The following is a 19546-nucleotide window of genomic DNA, read 5'->3' on the forward strand; positions in this document are numbered from 1 at the left end:
TATCCGCTTCCGGCTCTTGCATTATATCAATGACCAGACGGTGCCCTCTCTGGTATCCTTGATCTCAACCCCCCGGTCCAGCAGCTCCTGACGAATGGCATCCGCCTTTGCAAAGTCTTTTTCTTTTCTGGCAGCCTGGCGTTCCGCAATTTTTCCTTCCACAAATGCTGTCAGCTCATCATCCGCCTGACTTTCCTCAACCTCTGCGGTAAGATCCAGAGAAAATACCTGATCAAAATCCTCCACCAGATATCTCTTGGATGCGTCACTGATGTCTGCCTTCAATACATCATACAATACCGTCAACGCCTGAGAAGTATTGATATCGCTGCCCATTGCCTCTGCGAAAGCATCCTGATACGGCTTCACCTCGCTCATATCCGGCTCCCCTTCTTTCGAAAGAGCTGCGACTCTCTTAAGGAGCTTCTCATATGCCACCTTAGAATTGTCCAGCACATCATATGTGAACAACAGCGGCTTACGGTAATGAGACTGCAGACAGAAGAAACGATATACCAGAGGATTATACCCCTTCTCCTCCAGCAGGGAAACCGTCAAAAACTCTCCTTTGGATTTACTCATCTTGCCGGACTTATCATTTAAGTGCTGTACATGGAACCAGTAATTACACCACTTATGTCCCAGATATGACTCACTCTGTGCAATCTCATTGGTATGATGCGGGAATATATTGTCTACACCACCACAGTGAATATCAAGATACTCGCCCAGATGCTTCATACTGATACATGAGCATTCAATATGCCAGCCCGGATATCCAACACCCCATGGACTGTCCCATTTCAGCTCCTGATCCTCAAACTTGGACTTGGTGAACCAGAGAACAAAATCGGTTTTATTTCGTTTATTCTCATCCTCCTCCACGTCATCACGAACGCCTACCTGCAGATTTTCCTCATTCTGACCGGAAAGAACATAATACTCCTTCAGCTTGCTGGTATCAAAATAAACATTGCCTCCTGCTACATATGCGTATCCCTTCTCCAGAAGTACCTCGATCATATGGATAAACTCCGGAATACAATTTGTCGCAGGCTCCACGATCTCCGGGATCTTGATATTCAGCTTCCCGCAATCCGCAAAAAACGCCTTACGGTAAAACTCCGCGATCTCCATCACGGTCTTGTGCTCACGCTTCGCTCCTGCCAGCATCTTATCCTCGCCGGTATCCGCATCACTGGTCAGATGACCCACATCTGTAATATTCATACAACGCTTCACATCATAGCCGACATATCCCAGATACTTCTCCAGTACGTCCTCCATCATATAACTGCGAAGGTTGCCAATGTGTGCAAAATGATAGACCGTCGGTCCACATGTATACATTTTCACCTTCCCCTCTTCAATGGAATGAAAGGGCTCAACCTTTTTGGTTAATGTATTATAAAGTGATAATTCTCTCATGACACTCTCCATTTCTGTGTATAACACACGATTTTCTTTATTTCTGATCTCATCCTCTATACTGTACAGGATTTTTGCTGTTTCTTCAAGTCCTATCCCATATTTGAGTCTGCAAAAAAAGTATAAAATGCTAATGAAAAATCACGCCGATTTCTTGCGCTTCCCAAAAATCTATGCTACACTTTTTCCAAGCAGATAAGTTACATCTATACTATTTTTATTATCTATCATATCAATTATTTACTAAAACTTCCCACAACAAATAATCAGGTGTACCCATAATATTTCTTATGTCCAAAGTGTAAATATGATTTTTGCTTTGGATTATTGGAATAACCGTGAGCTGGCAACACCAAAATTGTTTTGTAGGATGCTATGTAGTGCTGCGTAGCGCATTGTAGTGGGAGCGTTCCTGTCGAAAAAACTGATCCCACCTGGGAGGCGTGGTCGTCCAGACACGTATTCATCGAAACATTGCAAAGCAAAGACTTTTCAGAAATCCTACTTGGTGTCACAGCTTCACAGTTCTGCCTGATATCTTGAGGCAAAAATCTATATTAATCTTCCCTGGACATAAGAAATATTATATGCTCAATCGAATCATTGTTATACGAAGACTTCTCGTTCTTGAGCACAGTATCATCACTTTCGGCAGCCAAGATATTATCCCAAAAGATGTTTCTTTATTCCAAGATGAGATTAACGAACTGCAGGAAGATCTATCTGCCATGTTGAAAGCAGTCATCACGCTGTTAGATGGTGCCAAATACCTCTGGTAGGATGAGCCAACCAACAAAAAATAAATTTTTCAATTAAAATGGGATAAATACAGATCAAATGACATATTATTTATCAGCAGTTCCCAATAAATATAGGTTTTCTCTTGAAATCAAGAAACAGTCATGTTATATTATTAGTAGAAAAGATGCCACCGATAGACGGTTGGCCCGATACTAAATGTTAAGCTTTAGAAAAGCCGCTCAGTTTTCTCAGGACCGGGGCGGCTATTTCTGTGTCTTATTATTATCTTTACCAAAGGAATATCCTAATCCAAAGCAGGTTAAGCCAAAGCTCACTACTGCGATAAAATCAATAATACTCATAAGGCTCAGCCCTCCTTTCCGTTGATTCCCGTTAGGGTTTCTATGTAATCGGAGGGTCACAGTCCCTCCGTAGAGGACCAACCGCCTACCGTTATGGTAGCATCCATTATAATCTTATCATGAATATAGTCTTTTTTCAATCAATTCCGACAGCATTTTGCAAACATTTGTTCTATTTGATAATCAACTGGTTATTTTCTTGCATTAATTGCTGCTTTATGCCTTTCATCATCATTTAACTGAAAAATCAAATGATACAATTTCATTTTTTCTTTTGTTTCTGGAACAATATGCTCGCTTACTATATATCGTACCTTGCCTTTTTCTATCCGTTCAATACTAACTGGTGGGCATTGCACCTCCGCACTCCGTCTTTTTTCGTGCAATTTTCTCTCAATTATGTCAAATCCCTCTTTCAGTGACTTATTCCTGTTCATTGACAATGTAATTCCAGCTTCAAAATTACAATTTAGATACCCTATCAATTGATCATACTGTCTATCGAATTTTTCAATATACTTATTTTCAATAATTACACAATCCTCAACCCATCCATCTACTTCTTTGTATATGTAAAGATCAGTTTCTCCTATTTTCTTTTCTGATCTCCCCATTGTATACTCTCTTGCAATATGCAAACCATATTTTGAATTCAGCACATTACCTATAGCATCCTGTATGTCTGCGGTAATTTTCACCTCATCTCTATCCTTAAAATCCACTATTCTTTTTTGATATTTGTTTAATAGATCAAGAAGCTCCTTCACCACATTTTCTACATTAGATAATCGTGTTTGCTGCTTTTTTTGCACGGTTCTTGCTTCTAAATATCGTTCCCTTAGATCACAATCCATAAGATCCACATAATCATCCAAGTCATCATAATTTAAAAACAATGATAACTTTGCCGGATTCTGCAAATAAATCATTACCATCTGGTTTAATGTATCTGGTAAAAAATCTAAATCCTGAAAACAGATAACAAAATACTGATCAAAATCCCGAATTTCTTCCAGTACATCCAGTTGCTCCAATTTCTCTAATTTGCTTGCCAAATCGTTGTCCACTCGATTGGGTAATAAATCCTCTTCATTATCCGTACAATCTTTCCACCATTTTTATATCATATATAACAAATACTCATATTTAGGTTTTATGTAATCTCTGATCATTCTTGAACAAATAATCTCATATAACTCATTAATCGTATTTCTACATTCCTCTGGCTTCCTTGTCAGATAATCTCTTGGAAAAAAATCTTCCAATCCATATTCAGGATCATTTTCCAGCATATCTATCAAAACCCTTATTATATCCTGCAGATTTTTATTAACATATTTTGTAACCTGTAAATCTACCTCTGACAATATATGATCGTAACCGACCAATTCTATTTGTATCATATCAACTCATCTCCTAAGGCTTCAATCTATATTATATTATCATATTGCACGCGCTTCGACAAATATCAGTTTTAGACCTACGCCATATGAGCGAAAAGAAATTGAACTATTGTACCATCGACTTCTCGATCTTGAGCAAAGTATCATCACTTTCGGCAGCCAAGATATTATCCCAAAAGATGTTTCTTTATTCCAAGATGAGATTAACGAACTGCAGGAAGAGATCTATTTGCCATGTTGAAAGCAGTCATCACGCTGTTAGATGGCGCCAAATACCTCTGGCAGGATGAGTCAACCAGCAAAAAGTAATTTCTAGAATACATTCATACTAACTCCAAAGATCCCCTCCGGCATTCGCCAAGGGGATCTTTCTTCTATTCTTCTGTTATATATTTCTGCAAACGGCTCGTTGGTTTTTCTGGTATTGTATATGCCAATTTTCCACTTTCTATCATTGGTTTTAAAAATTTTCTAGTCAGATATGTTCGGTTTTTATATCCAACATGATCCAATATCTCTTTTTTGCTTTTAGGTTTCCTACAAAATTTCAATATTTCCCGTTCGAGTGCTATACTATTATCTTGGTCACTGACTTGGTCACTGACTTGGTCACTAACTTGGTCACTAACCTTTGGTCCCGATTTTAATGTTGCCGCATCATTTAACGGGATAACTGTGCGAAATATGTCACCCTCCACAAATTGCGGAACTCCCCCAGAATACATTTTCGTATATTTGTAAGTATTTCGCATTCCTGATCCAAGTTCGTCTGCAAGCCCGATTTCTCTAAACACCTTTGAAATAGCAGGATTTTTCGGAAATGGTTGAAATGTATTCAGATCCAAATTTCCATAACCATGTGTCCTATTACTGTTCTCGGCTAATATCTGATCCTTTTCAATAATCATTTTGGCTACATAACCGCTTGAATAATCTCGGTGTGCTAAACTGTTAGAAATTATCTCCCTCAATATTGCATCTCTTGCGCTCACCGACTGCATTCCATCTAATACAAACGGATTGCTTAGAACAAACAAAGCCTGTTCCAATGTCGCATGTAATCCTAAATTCGACTCCGGCAACACAAGACTGATCTTCCCCTTTTTCCTCTGCAACGGTCAAACCATACCTATCTTCCAGCGCAAAAAGCGTATGCATTAGTCCTTTCGTCGTATCAATATCCAACGGCATCAAGGCAAATGGACTCACCTCAAACAACTGTGCCATCGTGGCTAACATATTCCTTTTCGGGACTCGGATTCCAGTTTCATATTGCACTATTCGTGTACCTGCAGATGTGTTGGCAAAGCCAAGCAATTCGCCAATTTCTTTTTGCGTATATCCTTTTCGCTTCCGAGAATATTTGATTCTTTGTCCAATAGTCATTTGATCTACATTCTCCTTCTCTAAATACACGCCGTAGATGTTATTTTCTTTCTTCACGTCCATCAGGATACAGCCTGAACAGCAAAGTTAAAAGATTGCGTAAAGATCTTGATTGGAGGGAAAATTACATGACCTTGGAAAGAAAGATGGAAGAACGTTTCAAAGCCGGAATAGAGGTGGGCAGAGAACAGGGAAAAGTACAAACCCTCAAGGATATGGCCTTATAAAAGCTTACAAAAGGCAAATCGATCCCGCAGATTGCTGAAGAGTGTGAGAAATTTATAGAAACGATCCAGTTTTTGATTACAGAGATGGAGAGAGAAAATAGCTGAGTCAACTCAGATTTTGGTTCTCTGCTCTTATCTACCTTTATCATCCCGGCACTTTTTACAAGTATTTTGTAACCACATTATGTCTGTAATGCAAGAGAGCCGGATTACTCCGACTCTCTCAAGTATGCATCCGCATATGTATATCCCAATTAGTGTTTTAATGTATAGCAAACATTGATAAAATGCAAGTTTTATAAAAATTTTCACTAAATTTTTTTCAAAATATTCTGTATGTTTTTTGATTCGTTTATAAAATAGAAACAGCACCGTATGAGAATCACAGGAAATCTGTCATTTTCTTACGGTGCTTTATGTTTTATTAGAAGCTTCTCGCCTCTATCTCCATATTACTTTGCTGCAATAATCTCAATTTTTGTAATGCCTACTCCTTCTGTGTTCGTACACCATGTATGTAAACCTTCCTCAAGTAACGAAGCTGATTGTTCTTCTGTCAATGTGGTTGAATATGTAGTGGTTCCTTCATTCATCCACTGCCCATATTTACCATCATCGCCAACACCAACAATCCTCATTTTTGATGTAGTAGATTCTAAGATAACCTGAAAACCTTTATCCTTAAGATTTTCTGTCGGAAGCATTGTAAGTTTCACGGTATATCCTGCAAGAGATGTAGTGCTATTTTTTAATTTATCAGCCACCTCTTCTGCTGTAAGGAAAAAATCACCATTTTTTCCATCTGTATTTTCATAAAGTGTATATGACTTTGCAAAATAAATTTTAGTAACTTCCATGCAATTTCCTTGACTAATAGTTAATCCACCATTAAGCAAAGCATCCGACATTTCCTTTGTCAATTCATAACGCATAGGTGTGCCATAAAATGTATCATGATGGTCATCATCTCCCCATCCTGAAATTCCTTTAGACAGATAATAATTCCAGTTATTGGTAGTAACTACAACTCCCGCATTCCATTGATTTCCATCATTAACATACTGTCCTTCTATTATTAAATAATATCCAACCAACGAATCCATTGGAGAAACCATTTTTTTAAGTTCTTTCGAACCAATTACAGTCATATTTCCCCATTCATCAGCTTCTGGAACAGTCAATTCATATACATCCTTTGCAGGAGCTGGTGTGTCCGTCGGTGTTGCTGTTGGTGTTGCTGTTGGTGTTGCCGGCGCTGGTGACGGTGACTCGCTCTCAGATGGTGCTGGTGACGGTGATTCACTCTCGGATGGCGCTGGTGGTGCCGGTGACTCACTCTCGGATGGTGCTGGCGGCGGTGCTACCGTTGGCTCACTAGATGGTGCCGGACTCTCTGAAGTACCCGGTGTTGGTTCTGCACTCTCTGACGGCTTTGCGCTTGCTGCCGGTTTGGCACTATCGGCTGGCTTGGTAGTCTCTGCCGGTTTTGTACTATCAGCCGGCTTGGTAGTCTCTGCCGGTTTTGTACTATCAGCTGGCTTTGTAGTCTCTGCTGGTTTGGTACTATCGGCTGGCTTGGTGGTCTCTGCCGGTTTTGTACTATCTGCCGGCTTTGTAGTCTCTGCCGGTTTTGTACTATCTGCTGGCTTTGTAGTCTCTGCTGGCTTTGTGCTTGCTGCCGGTTTTGTAGTCTCTGCCGGCTTTGTAGTCTCTGCTGGCTTTGTAGTCTCTGCCGGTTTTGTAGTCTCGGCTGGCTTTGTAGTCTCTGCTGGCTTTGTAGTCTCTGCTGGCTTTGTGCTCTCTACCGGAGCTTTTGTCTTCTCCGGTGCTTTTGTCTCTGCCGGAGCTTTTGTCTTCTCCGGTGCCTTTGTCTCTGCCGGAGCTTTTGTCTCCTCCGGTGCCTTTGTCTCCTCTGGTGCCTTTGTCTCATCCGGCTTGGTACTCTCTGCCGGTGCTTCGCTTGCAGGAGTTGTTGCCGGTGTTGTGGCACTTGGAACAACACTTGCTGCCGGTGCCTTACTTGCTGCCGGTGTACTGCTTACTACCGGTGCGTTTGTTACAGCGGACTCTTCCGCTTTTTTAACTGTCACTTTTGCTGTTAATGTTTTGGAGGTTTTCTTACCCTTCTTAGGTACATATGTAACCTTAGCGGAAACGGTGGTTTTACCTTCCTTTAGTCCAGTTACTTTCCCCCCTGAAATACTTGCGATCTTCTTGTCTTTTACAGACCATTTCACCTTGTTGATCTTCTTAACCTTCTTTTTCTGAATCTTTAATTTTACTTTGTCTCCTACAGTAACAGATACCGATGTCTTGTTTAATTTTACGGTAGCTTTTTTGGTCGCTGCTTCTGCTTTCATACCCGGAGCGGCACAGGCAGAAAGAACCATTGCGGCTGACAATACATAAGATGTCGCCTTTCTGAATGTTCTTTTTTTCATTCTGAAAAAACCTCCTTTTCTCTCCCGTCCCTTTGAGAGCGAGATACTATATACTAAAAATCAACAACACTCTCAGTATAACAGGTTTGTCGGAATTTAACAATAATATTATTAATTTTTTATAAACTTCTGTCACTATTTCATCATCAGCGCCTCATAACGGGGCAGATCAATGAAATCCTGCACAAAAGAAGTCGCCGGATGATGGCAGATTTCCTCCGGAGTGCCAATCTGTTCTACTCTCCCTTGATTGGTAACAATAATGGTATCTGCAACTTCCATGGCTTCCTCCTGATCGTGAGTCACAAAAATACTGGTCACACCTACTCTTCCGATCATTTCCTTCAGCCAGCTCCGAAGCTCCCGGCGCACCTTGGCATCAATGGCGGCAAAAGGTTCATCCAGCAGCAGCAAATGAGGGTCCGGCGCAAGTGCCCGCGCAAATGCCACTCTCTGACGCTGCCCTCCGGACAACTGATGAGGATATCGTTTTCCCAGATCCTTCATGGAGATCAGTTCCAAAAGTTCCTCCACACGCTCCTTGATTTCCGTCTTCTTTCGTTTCTGTATTTCCAGTCCAAACGCAATGTTATCTGCTACTGTCATATATCGAAACAGGGCATAGTTCTGAAACACAAATCCGATGCCACGTTTACTTCCCGGAATGTCATTCATTCTTTTTCCTTCCACTAAAATATCTCCGGAATCCGGCACATCCAGTCCGGCGATCATTCGTAAAATTGTTGTTTTCCCACTGCCGCTCGGTCCCAAAAGAGCCGCCAGATGTCCTTTTTCTACTCCAAAGGATACATTCTCCGATGCGTGAAAGCCATCAAATGTTTTGTTAATCTCTCTCATTTCTATATACATAATTTCATCCCTTTCTACAATGTCATTGATCCATTGATTGATATATTTCAATAGCACTTTTTCTTACTCAGCTTTTACAGGCTTTCTTTACGGGAGCCGGCCGATACCACCACGGACCGCAGGATCAACAGGATCACTGCCATGATCACCAGCAAAGAAGATACCGCAAATGCCGCCGTTGTATTAAATTCGTTATAAAGGATCTCCACATGCAAAGGCAATGTATTGGTAACTCCCCGCAAATGACCGGAGATAACAGAAACGGCTCCAAATTCTCCCATCGCTCTTGCCGTACACAGCACAATTCCATAAAGCAGCGCCCAGCGGATATGAGGAAATGTAATCCGGGAGAATATTTTCCATTTTCCTGCTCCCATCAGCGCCGCCGCTTCCTCCTCCTCTTTCCCCTGTGCCTGCAGCACCGGCAAAAGCTCCCGGAATACAAACGGAAATGTTACAAAGATTGTGGCAAGGATTACTCCCGGCACAGCAAAGACAATCTTAACATTGTGAGCCTGCAAAAATCCTCCCATCCATCCCAGGTTACCAAAGGTCAGACTAAATACCAGTCCGGCGATCACCGGAGAAATAGAAAACGGAATATCGATCAACGTTGCAAGAAACTGTCTGCCCCGAAAATAATATTTTGATATGAGAATGGATGCAAATATTCCAAAAACGGTATTTACGGCCACAGCACTAGCAGTCGCAAAAACGGTCAGTTTCAATGCCTTGATGGTATATTCATCCAATATTGCCCTCATATATGCTGCCCATCCTTCTTTAAGAGCACTGCTTACCACCAGTGCCAGCGGCAGCACCATCATCACAACCATAAACAGTACCAATACTGCGATCAAAATGCCTTTTACCGGACGGTGGCTGTCCTTTTCATAGGGTTCCACAACCTTTTTCAGAGATGCTCCATTTTCCCCGCCATCCCGGAATCTTTGCATATAGATCTGGATGGAGTTGATCAGAAGCATTAGCAGAAAAGAGATTGCCAGAAGCACTACTGCGATTGCTGTGGCATCGGAGTATTTGAACTGCTCCAGCTTTGACATGATCAAAAGAGGTGCAATCTGTGTTTTAAAAGGAATATTTCCGGCAATAAACACAACACTTCCATATTCCCCGATCCCTCTGGCAAATGCCAGTCCAAAGCCCGCCAGTGCAGCAGGATAAATCTCCGGCAGAATCACCTTAAAAAATGTTCTGGCTCTTCCTGCTCCCAGCATCATTGCCGCTTCCTCATAACCTCTGTCCAGCTTTTCCAGCACCGGCTGGACGGACCGCACCACAAACGGAATCCCTACAAATATCATTGCTATTGTAATGCCCGCCTTCGTATATGCGATCTTGATACCGGCTTTGGCAAATAAAGCACCGATCCATCCCTGATCCGAATACAGTGTAGTCAGCGCAATTCCTGCAACTGCCGTTGGCAGTGCAAAGGGCAGCTCGATCATACCATCCAGAAGTCTTTTGCCCGGAAATTCATAGCGCACCAGAATCCACGCCAGAATGACGCCAAAGATTACATTGATCAATGCTGCCATAAATGCACAGGATAAACTAACCTGATACCCGGACATGATCTGCCGGGAGGTGACCACCTGAATAAATTCCGAAAAGCTAAGCCGTCCTGCTGACCAAATGATGGATGCCAGCGGTATTAACACCAGGCATGCAAGCATCGTGACGGACACACCAAAGGTCAACCCAAAGCCCGGGATCACCCGTACCCCATGGGGATTTTTTCTCTTAATAATTCCTATTCCCTGCTGCATAATCTCCTCTTTCTTTCCTAAAAAATGCGTAAAAAGGGACAGCCAGACTCCGGTCAGCATATTCCGAAGCGGCTGCCCTCGATTGGTTTCAATCTGATTCTATAATATAATAATGAGATTCAAATCATACTGCTTACTACTCCATCTCCTTTATTCGCTGTAAATCTGGTCAAACACGGCACCATCATCAAAATAATCTTTAAATGCCTGATCCCACCCGCCAAAATCATCAATGGTCACCAGATTCATATCCAGATCAAACTGGTCTGCAAACTCCTTCAGGATCTTTTCGTTGGAAGGACGGTAGTAATTTTCTCCTGCCAGTCTCTGTGCTTCGTCGGAATAAAGATACTGCAGATATTCTTTGGATACCTCCTCCGTGCCATGCTTCTTGGCTACGGAATCTACAACAGCCACAGACGGCTGTGCCAGTATACTGACGCTTGGCGTCACAATCTCATAATCATCCGGATACTCCTCTATGGACAGATATGCCTCATTCTCCCAGGCGATCAACACATCTCCCTGTCCTTTTTCTACAAATGTAGAAGTGGCTCCTCTGGCTCCCGAATCAAGCACCAATACATTCTGATAGAGTTTTTTCATAAACTCTTTGGTCTCTTCTTCGTTATTGCCGTCCTGTTGCTGCTCGTAAGCCCATGCTGCGAGGAAATTCCAGCATGCACCTCCGGAGGTTTTCGGATTCGGTGTAATGACATCCACGCCCTTTTTGACCAGATCATTCCAATCATGAATCCCCTTTTCATTCCCTTTTCGAACCAGAAATACGATGGTTGATGTATAAGGAGAGCTGTCCTTGTCAAACTCATCTATCCATCCCTTCTCGATCAGCCCGGTATCCTCAATGGCTGTAATATCGTGTGCCAGAGCCAGCGTCACAACATCCGCCTCGTTTCCTTCAATCACAGAACGTGCCTGGGAACCGGAACCACCGTGAGATGCCGTAACCTTAACGGACTGTCCTTTTTCCTTCTGCCAATGCTTTTGAAACAGTTCGTTGTACGCAGCATAAAACTCTCTGGTAGGGTCGTAAGAAACATTCGTGATAGAAACTTCCTTTGTATTTCCTGTACCGGAGTTATTTTTATTCTCTCCACTGCAGCCTGTCAGAATCATTCCTGCTGCAATGGTTGTGGTCAATAATAATGCGATTAATTTATTTTTCATTCTCATTTCCTCTCTTTCCTTTTCTTTCAATCGATTGATTTAGGCATAGTATATGCGCTGCAAAACAAAAATGCAATGGGATATTCAAAATTATTTATGTATTCATATTATTTTTAATATGTATAGTTCTGTTTGTATATGGAAACAATGATAATACTATACCAATTATCATATATATCATTCGTATTCTGTCCAAAATTGATATCTTTTCAAATACATATATTCAAAATAACCTGATGTGCTTTTCCCAAAACATCATCACAATCATTATAAGATAATGGCTATGCTATCACAAGCCGCAAAATCAGAAAGGAGCCATAAAATGACCAAAAAAGAAAAACCGGAAATCAAAACAATAGAGGACGTACAACAGCTTCCCGCCGAAGATCAGACCAAATGGGAGATTGCAAACGAACTGGGATACTTTGACAAAATTGTAGCCACCGGCTGGAAATCTCTGACCAGCCGGGAAAGCGGCCGGATCGGTGGTATGCTGTCTTCCCGCACCAAAAAGACAAATTCAACGGCATCAAAAGAAACGAATTCCGATAATAGCTAAATAAAGCTCATTTTTTACTTAAAAAGGTCTGAATCACTGATATGCCCTCTCCCAACTGTTTTGTGCAGCAAAGAGAAAGCATATGGGATTCAGACCTTTTTATCCATTGTGGTTCCTGCGATTCTTACAGGATGTTGCCAATATTCTCACGATTTCCCGGCATAAACAGGAATGGAAGCTTCCGGGAGGCATCTCCATAAATATACTTCGCATACCGCTTACACAGATTCTCGTATGTCTCTGCGGTATATTTTACTTTCAATGCCCGTGCCATACGGTGAAGCACCAATGGGGCAATGCAATGTCCCCAAAGCTCTCCGTCGCCTTCGTTAAACATCTTCGGCGTAATCTCCATCCGTTCCTTCGTCACGGTATTCACCGCCTCAAGACGAACAAAATCATTCGCCTCATCCACAGAATACTCCAGCGCACAGACGTCATCTCCGTGACGCACTGTAATAAGATCCGCAAGAGTTCCTTCTACCTCACCCATATGCAGAATTTCCTCTTTCTTGGCTCTTCCATTATTAAACCGGAGCATCTCTAACAGCTTGTCAATGCTCTCCTGATTGAGCACGGAGCTGTCTACCCCTTCTCGTTTTTCATTGATAAAATCGATCAATGTATCAATTTCCTTCTGTGAAAGCAGGGAAAAATCCTGATTCTGTACATTTGCCATTTTTCTACCTCCTTAATCCATCTTACGCCTGCGCAAACAACTCCTGCTCGACGGCTTCCAGCTCGGTTTCGGAATAATCCATGGAAAGAATCATTTCCCGCGATAATCCGCTTTCGAGCATTTTTCGTATCGCATTCTTTCTTTCCTCTGAACGCCCTTCTGAACGTCCTTCTTCTCGTGCTATTTTTTCGTGCTCCTTCGCATAATCTTTGGCATATTTTTTCGCATAATCCTCTACCGTTTTGCACATTTCTCCAAAACCCCCTTCTGTTTCTTTGAAATATTGTACCGCTTTGCTTAATTCCGGAAACTTTGCATCTTCAAATGCATCCCTCCGTAAAAACAGCTGAAGCAGCTCGGATTTCTCCGAACCATCCTTAACAGCTGTGTTGACAAAAAAGATATCCTCCCCGTCATCTACAGGCACATAGCCTTCGTCCGTTTTCATGCACCGCTTCAAGTATGTGATCATCTGGCAGTTATGCAACGCATCATACTCCGTGATATACAGGATCGTCACCTGCGGAATGTCTGAAAAGTCTGTACCCTTTGGTGTATGTGACGCCGTGGTCGCTGCCGCGTAAAACCTGTTTCTCTTGATATCGTCATTGCCGGAACCTTTCTGCATCTCGATGTTCATATACGCTCCGTCCTCCAGAGTGCAAAGTACATCCAGAATGATTTCCCGGTGCAGACTCGTGATGACGCACTGCGGTGTCACACTTACCACCTTTAACTGTGGTCTGTCCAACAATGTGCGGAGTATTTCCTGGCAGACTTCCTTTCGCTCCGCCACCAGCCGGAACATGGCATCATCGATGATCCTTAGATTTCCTGCCGTTTCCCTTGTCGCTTTTGAGTATGGTCCGTAAGCCATTATCCTGCCTCCCTTTCCCTGCTTGTCGCAGAATCTCTGCAAAACAGGTAAGGGCTCAGCTTCTGTGTTAATCATATCATCATCTGCCCTGCAAATCAACACCGTTTTTTCAGCAAACCCCTCCCGTTATCCTTTGATTTTCGCCAGTATAACAAGGAAAAGGGAATCAAGCAATAGAGTTCCGGAAACTGCCGTTTTGTACACGACAGTTTTAATATTTGCCGTGTGTGACACAGCAAAAACGTAAAAAAGGACAGCTACAAATCTTTCGATCTATAACTGCCCTAATGCTGTTAAAATTTCACACGCAACAAGCTGTGATCCTATCTCTTGATCTTAATCTTACGTTTCGTACTCCAACCGCTGTAAACGATCTTTCCATCACCGGTTACATTATACGATCTGACTCTTACATAGTAAGTTTTCTTCTTTTTGAGCTTTTTCAACGTAACGGAGCCGGTATTCCGATATACCATTTTTTTCTTTTTATTTTTGGTAAATTTGCTGTTGGTAGCATACTGCACCTCATATCCTTTGGCGTTGCTGTCCCTGAACCACCGGACAGTTAATTTTCTGCCCTTTTTGTTGCTGAGAGACGTAATTGCTGTTCCAAGCAGATAATCAGAATCTCCTAACGAACCACCGGAACCGGTTGAACCGAAGCCGGAGCCTGAGCCGGATGGCTGCCGGGATGCATCCGGAGCCGGTGTTCCTGTCGGTTGTGTAGAAGGAGCCGGTGCATCTGATGGCTTTGCGGAATCGGAAGGTGCCGGTGTGTCTGTTGCCTTTGGTGATGTGGTCGGATCGGTATCCGGTTTTGTGGTCGGTTTGAGCGTTGGTTTTGGCGATGCGGTCGGATCATCCCCCTCCGGACATTTGCCCAGTCCGGTTACTGTAAAGGTAATGCAGATCTCATCCCCTTTGCTGATCGGAATAATCTCGTCTCCCAACGCCTCCTGTGAACGCTCCAGTCCACTGTATGCATCTCTGAACTGCAGACGCCACTGTCCATTCTCATCTATAGTGTAACTGATCTTATCCGGATCAAATGTGATCGGAGTTCCATTCACTGTAATCTCATCCACCTGAATATTCATATCAGGATTTTTCTCTTCTTCGGTTACATCCGTATCCAGACTCAATACTAAAATGTCCGAGTCAGACCCCTTCACCGTATAAGAAATCTTATATGTCTTATCTCCGCTGACAATCACGGAATCTCCGGTCTTGCCAAAGGTGGAATCTCCCCAGTCAGATCCGGCATATCCCATGGACATTGTGACCTTTGTAGTCGATACCGGCTCTGACGGTGTTCCGGTTGGCTTTGCACTTGCAGAAACAATCGGACTGCCTGTCGGCGGTACAACAGGACTACCGGATGGTTCTCCTGTCGGCGGTACTGACGGACCTTCCGACGGCAGACTTCCCTGTACTGTCACGGTACAAGACGCTGTCTTGGCACCACTATTGGTTTTTACAATTATAACGGCAGAGCCTGTGCCAACTGCCGTGACAGCTCCACCTGATACAGTCGCTGCCTTTGTATTGCTTGATGTCCAGGTAACTGTTTTGTCTGTGGCATTCTCCGGCAGGATCGTCTCCTTCAGCTGATATGTTTCACCAACCTTAAGAGTCACTGCCTTGGCATTTAATGAAACCTCCGTTACTGCCACCGGTTCTACTGTGACGTTGCAGACTGCCTCAAGCCCGCCATCCTTCGATGTTGCTGTGATCTTTACCTTGCCATATGCTTTTGCCTGTACCAGACCCTTCTGATCTACGACAGCTACATCCTCATTGTTACTGCTCCAGATCACATCCTTATATTCCGCATCCTTCGGATAGATCGTCGCGGTCAGCTGCAGGAAATCTCCGATTGTCATAGTATGTGATGTTACATCCAGTGTAATATTATTCACACCCTGATATACCTTGACCGGACAGCTCTTTGTCACACTGCCTGCCATCGCAACGATCTCTGCCTCACCAAGACCAACTGCCTTGACCACTCCATCTTCCACGGTAGCAACCTCTTCATTGGAAGATGTCCATGTCAGCTCATCAGAAGTATCGACCGGAGTCAACGACGCTGTCAGACGAATGCTCTTGTCCTTAGCAATCTCGATCTTTTCTTTGCTCAGGGTAATGCCCGTTACCGGAGCATTCAGCGCCTCAAACTTAAATCCATTGTCTGAAGCAAAGGTCTCTGCGTATGTTCCCTTAACGCCGTGGATCGTTGTCTTATCTTTATAGGAAAGTGCTGATGCGTCCACAGAGGAAACATTTCTGTTAAAGGTAATGTCGGTCAGCTTCGTACAGTTTGCAAATGCACTGGCATTTACCGTTGTAAACTGATATGGAAGGATCACCTTCTGAAGAGCCGGATCCTCATAGAAGCAATACTTCGGAATCACCTTCAGACCCGCTCCCAGATCCACATCGGCAAGCACATCGCAATACTGGAATGCTCTTTCTCCCAAAGATTCCAGTGTATTTGGCAAAGTAACCTTCGGCAATGCGATATTGTACTCAAAAGCATAACTGCCAATAGAAGTCAGACCCTCAGAAAGCTTCACATCTGCCAAAGCTTCACAGTGAGAAAATGCCTTGTCACCAATTGTCTGCACACTTGCCGGTAATGTAATCTGTGGAAGAGCGGTACAGCCGGAGAATACATCACGGCCAATACTCGACACTTTATTTCCAACGGTCACCTTTGTGAGGGATGTACAGTTTTCAAAGGCTTCATCCTCAATTGACGTGATGTTATCAGATAGGACAATTTCTTTCAGGGCAGTGCAATCCTGAAAAAGCTCTTTTGATATCTTCTTTATATTGTCTGGTATATGAATCTTATCCAGCTTTGTACAATCCTTAAATGCATAATTATCCACCTGCTGAATAACATCTGGCATAATAATATTTTGAAGGTTTACACAATTCTTAAAACCTCCTTGTTTAATCATTACAACAGTTTGCGGTATTTGAATACTTTCTATGCCAGTGCAACCAGCAAATAAAAATTGTGCAATATGCGTGGTTCCCTTTTCAAAAGTTACAATTTTTAATTTTTCACAATTTTCAAACGGTCCATCCGAGCAATCTCTTCCATTGTCAAACAAAACATGTGCTGTTTCCAATGACTTTGGAATCTCTACACTGGTAATCGCTGTATTTCGAAATGCAATCTCTCCTATATCTTTTAGTGATTTTGGCATATTGATATCCGAAAGCACTGTACAATCAGCAAATGCCCCCGTAGCAATAGAAATAATTGTATCCGCAAGTTCCACTCTTTTTAAATTTACACATTTACGAAAAGCATACCGTTCTATTGTGGTAACCGTATTTGGTACAGAAATTGTTTCCAATCCGGTACAACCCGCAAATAAAAATTGTGCAATATGCGTGGTTCCCTTTTCAAAAGTTACAATTTTTAATTTTTCACAATTTTCAAACGGTCCATCCGAGCAATCTCTTCCATTGTCAAACGAAACATGTGCTGTTTCCAATGACTTTGGAATCTCTATAGCTGTTAATGCAATTTCCGAAAATGCTGCCCTTCCTAAATCAACTAAATTTTCGGATAGCACAACACTGGACAGATTTGTACATTCTGCAAACGCAGATTCCTGAATCACTGTCACCGTATCCGGAATTACCACACTCTGCAGATACGTATTCTTCGCAAAGGCATTTTTGCCAATGCCTACTACCGTATAACCATCCAGTGTATCCGGGATCGTCAGCGCCCTGACATTGCCATCATATTTTGTGATGGTTGCATTTCCGTCATCATCTAATGTATATTCAAAAACTTTCTTCTCCACATAAGGTGCCACAAACACCTGGCTGCCATAGGTATTGCCTACGCCGCTCTGCAGACTTGGTGATGTGTAGTACCCTCTTTTCCCCACACGGGAACTGCTGTCCGGTCTGGTACATGCCGGTACGCAGTTTCCATCTTCAATATGATAGCAAAGCTTCACCGGGCTGTTGGAAGCATCGTAAATTGGCTTCTTTCCGCTTGCCATATCATATCCAAATACCTTTACGGAATATCCTGCTTCTGCAAACACATATACCGGCAGATCAATACAGACCTGTGGCTTTTTGCCATCTGTATAAACCTCCATATCAGGAGTGGTCTTAACCCCGACTTCTCCGTAAACCTTGCCCTCTGCTGCCATTGGTACTTCAACAGAAAAGCTCAGATCACAGGCAGCCTTCAGCTCTGCCTTTGCGGAAAATCTCCACTGAGGACTGGTATAGTTTGCCAGATGTCTAGGTGCGTGACCCACTTTCTGCTCAACACCTACGACTGCATTTGTAGTAAATCCTACTGTTGCAGATCCCTTGGCAGAACAAACTGCTTTCACTTCAATCTTTCCTACTTGTGCCACAGGAATGGTTCCCAATGTGATCACAAGATCTTTTTTACCTGAAAAGGTAAAGCTTGGATCTACTTTTCCATAAACTGCAAAGCGATATCCGTTTTTATCAATACGATAATCTACCGTAATATCACTGATACTGCAGGTGACGGTTCCGGCACCGATACTCTTTGACACATTAATGCTTTTCACACTTTTAACGCCGGAAATCTTATGCATCCCCTTAACAGTTGTCTGATCCTCGTATTCCACCTCGGCTTCCACACCTTCTGCCGGAATAAAATCTGCCAGATCCGCATCAATGACACCCTCTGCATCTACAGACTCCACTGCATCGTCATACATTACCTTCTCGTTATTGATGATCAGATCATTGCCCTCTTTGGTGATGGATAATGCCTTATATGTATAGGCGATTCCATCTGAATATACGGCAAATACATCGCCCTCTTTCAGCTCCACAGAGGTATCATGTACAATGATCTGACCATCCTCCCCTTTATCAAAGGTAACACTTTCCGGTAATTCGATGACATTGTCTGCAAATTTGTATACATTTTCATGATTCTCATCTACACCGGAAGCATCTAAAACTTTCTTCGCTGACTGCAGCATATTTTGAGATTCTGTTGTCGTAATCTCCTGCGATGGTGCAAATTTTCCATCCTGCAAAGCCAGCCATCCCATATCCACGGCAGTCTGGTCATCTCCCGGATATGTCAGATCTGCTTCATCATCCATGGTATATGTAACATCAGAAGTATCATACCCCATGCAGAAGCTTAATGTGTGTGCAGCAAACTCACGATCCACCGCTGCATCCGGTTCAAACGATTCTCCTGCTTCCAAATCCACAACACCAAAATAAATTGCCGTCTGGATATCGGAGTAATAGGTCGTCCCAACGATATCCGGATAATAGGTATCCGGCACAAGCCCCTCTTCCATCTTCATGTCAAATGTCGAGACGAGATTATGGATCCATTCTCCACGGGTCACACTTTCCCCTGCCGCTCTGGCAGACAAAAGACGTTTGCCCGAAACACCCTGCAGTACCGATACTGACATCAGCATGACAAGGATCATCAGTATGGCCTGCACCTTCCTCCTTTTTTTCTTTTGCTTCATTTTGTTCTCCTTTCGTTGATCATATGAATGTTTTCTATCTTAATCAGCATACCACACTATAGGTTTCATAATC

Annotated in this window: 13 protein-coding genes and 2 pseudogenes; 2 read left to right on the forward strand and 13 right to left on the reverse strand. The window is 42.8% G+C overall.

Going from position 1 to position 19546, the window contains the following annotated elements:
- Positions 1-21 precede the first annotated feature (21 nt).
- On the reverse strand, positions 22-1428 hold the full coding sequence (gene cysS / locus H8704_RS01630; RefSeq protein WP_249297028.1) for a cysteine--tRNA ligase: 1407 nt from the start codon (positions 1426-1428) through the stop codon (positions 22-24).
- Positions 1429-2015: 587 nt separating this feature from the next.
- Between cysS and H8704_RS01635 the strand changes: the two genes are divergently transcribed.
- The gene (locus H8704_RS01635; RefSeq protein ID WP_249297029.1) at positions 2016-2207 is read left to right on the forward strand and encodes a hypothetical protein; all 192 of its coding nucleotides are present in this window, start codon (positions 2016-2018) and stop codon (positions 2205-2207) included.
- A 515-nt stretch (positions 2208-2722) separates the two neighbouring features.
- On the opposite strand, the gene H8704_RS01640 is transcribed toward H8704_RS01635, so the two are convergent.
- The 9 genes and pseudogenes from H8704_RS01640 to H8704_RS01680 all read right to left on the reverse strand — a co-directional run bounded on the left by H8704_RS01640 (position 2723) and on the right by H8704_RS01680 (position 11842).
- Entirely contained in the window at positions 2723-3586 is an 864-nt protein-coding gene (locus tag H8704_RS01640; protein WP_249297030.1) for a hypothetical protein, read from the reverse strand.
- 63 nt (positions 3587-3649) lie between these two features.
- Complete coding sequence (locus H8704_RS01645) at positions 3650-3934, reverse strand: hypothetical protein (RefSeq protein ID WP_249297031.1); 285 nt, start codon at positions 3932-3934, stop codon at positions 3650-3652.
- 374 nt (positions 3935-4308) lie between these two features.
- Positions 4309-4926, reverse strand: a complete 618-nt coding sequence (locus H8704_RS01650; protein WP_249297032.1) for a Fic family protein — start codon at positions 4924-4926, stop codon at positions 4309-4311.
- On the reverse strand, positions 4886-5383 hold the full coding sequence (locus tag H8704_RS01655) for a helix-turn-helix domain-containing protein (protein ID WP_249297033.1): 498 nt from the start codon (positions 5381-5383) through the stop codon (positions 4886-4888). Before H8704_RS01655 ends, H8704_RS01650 begins: the two co-directional genes overlap by 41 nt.
- Positions 5384-5999: 616 nt before the next feature.
- On the reverse strand, positions 6000-7988 hold the full coding sequence (locus tag H8704_RS01660) for a hypothetical protein (protein ID WP_249297034.1): 1989 nt from the start codon (positions 7986-7988) through the stop codon (positions 6000-6002).
- A 171-nt stretch (positions 7989-8159) separates the two neighbouring features.
- Positions 8160-8858, reverse strand: a pseudogene (locus tag H8704_RS01665) (sulfate/molybdate ABC transporter ATP-binding protein); the annotation flags it as partial.
- Between the two features lie 74 nt (positions 8859-8932).
- Positions 8933-9814 carry a sulfate ABC transporter permease subunit CysW gene (cysW, locus tag H8704_RS14485; protein WP_408611183.1) on the reverse strand — a complete coding sequence of 294 codons (882 nt, stop codon included), beginning with the start codon at positions 9812-9814 and terminating at the stop codon, positions 8933-8935.
- Positions 9806-10648, reverse strand: a pseudogene (cysT, locus tag H8704_RS14490) (sulfate ABC transporter permease subunit CysT); the annotation flags it as partial. The gene cysW and the pseudogene cysT, both read right to left, overlap by 9 nt.
- Positions 10649-10798: 150 nt before the next feature.
- Positions 10799-11842 (reverse strand): sulfate ABC transporter substrate-binding protein, encoded by a 1044-nt coding sequence (locus H8704_RS01680; RefSeq protein ID WP_283241915.1) that lies wholly within the window; start codon positions 11840-11842, stop codon positions 10799-10801.
- Between the two features lie 316 nt (positions 11843-12158).
- Here H8704_RS01680 and H8704_RS01685 point away from each other — a divergent pair, with 316 nt between their 5' ends.
- A complete protein-coding gene (locus tag H8704_RS01685) occupies positions 12159-12395 on the forward strand; it encodes a small, acid-soluble spore protein, alpha/beta type (RefSeq protein ID WP_249297035.1) in 237 nt (78 codons plus the stop codon).
- Between the two features lie 124 nt (positions 12396-12519).
- On the opposite strand, the gene H8704_RS01690 is transcribed toward H8704_RS01685, so the two are convergent.
- The 3 genes from H8704_RS01690 to H8704_RS01700 form a co-directional block, all read right to left on the reverse strand.
- Positions 12520-13074 (reverse strand): hypothetical protein, encoded by a 555-nt coding sequence (locus H8704_RS01690; RefSeq protein WP_118679656.1) that lies wholly within the window; start codon positions 13072-13074, stop codon positions 12520-12522.
- A 22-nt stretch (positions 13075-13096) separates the two neighbouring features.
- Positions 13097-13951 carry an Rpn family recombination-promoting nuclease/putative transposase gene (locus H8704_RS01695; protein WP_249297036.1) on the reverse strand — a complete coding sequence of 285 codons (855 nt, stop codon included), beginning with the start codon at positions 13949-13951 and terminating at the stop codon, positions 13097-13099.
- A 323-nt stretch (positions 13952-14274) separates the two neighbouring features.
- Entirely contained in the window at positions 14275-19473 is a 5199-nt protein-coding gene (locus H8704_RS01700) for a leucine-rich repeat protein (RefSeq protein WP_249297037.1), read from the reverse strand.
- Positions 19474-19546 lie beyond the last annotated feature (73 nt).

This window comes from Jutongia huaianensis, from assembly GCF_014384985.1.
GTDB lineage: Bacteria > Bacillota > Clostridia > Lachnospirales > Lachnospiraceae > Jutongia > Jutongia huaianensis.

What these genes read in the sequence shown, in the direction of transcription:
- H8704_RS01645 (WP_249297031.1), bottom strand. Translation starts at nt 3,934, where the DNA reads ATGATACAAATAGAATTGGTCGGTTACGATCATATATTGTCAGAGGTA.
- H8704_RS01660 (WP_249297034.1), bottom strand. Translation starts at nt 7,988, where the DNA reads ATGAAAAAAAGAACATTCAGAAAGGCGACATCTTATGTATTGTCAGCC.
- H8704_RS01700 (WP_249297037.1), bottom strand. Translation starts at nt 19,473, where the DNA reads ATGAAGCAAAAGAAAAAAAGGAGGAAGGTGCAGGCCATACTGATGATC.
- H8704_RS01655 (WP_249297033.1), bottom strand. Translation starts at nt 5,383, where the DNA reads ATGGACGTGAAGAAAGAAAATAACATCTACGGCGTGTATTTAGAGAAG.
- cysW (WP_408611183.1), bottom strand. Translation starts at nt 9,814, where the DNA reads ATGCAAAGATTCCGGGATGGCGGGGAAAATGGAGCATCTCTGAAAAAG.
- H8704_RS01635 (WP_249297029.1), top strand. Translation starts at nt 2,016, where the DNA reads ATGCTCAATCGAATCATTGTTATACGAAGACTTCTCGTTCTTGAGCAC.
- H8704_RS01680 (WP_283241915.1), bottom strand. Translation starts at nt 11,842, where the DNA reads ATGAGAATGAAAAATAAATTAATCGCATTATTATTGACCACAACCATT.
- cysS (WP_249297028.1), bottom strand. Translation starts at nt 1,428, where the DNA reads ATGAGAGAATTATCACTTTATAATACATTAACCAAAAAGGTTGAGCCC.
- H8704_RS01685 (WP_249297035.1), top strand. Translation starts at nt 12,159, where the DNA reads ATGACCAAAAAAGAAAAACCGGAAATCAAAACAATAGAGGACGTACAA.
- H8704_RS01695 (WP_249297036.1), bottom strand. Translation starts at nt 13,951, where the DNA reads ATGGCTTACGGACCATACTCAAAAGCGACAAGGGAAACGGCAGGAAAT.
- H8704_RS01690 (WP_118679656.1), bottom strand. Translation starts at nt 13,074, where the DNA reads ATGGCAAATGTACAGAATCAGGATTTTTCCCTGCTTTCACAGAAGGAA.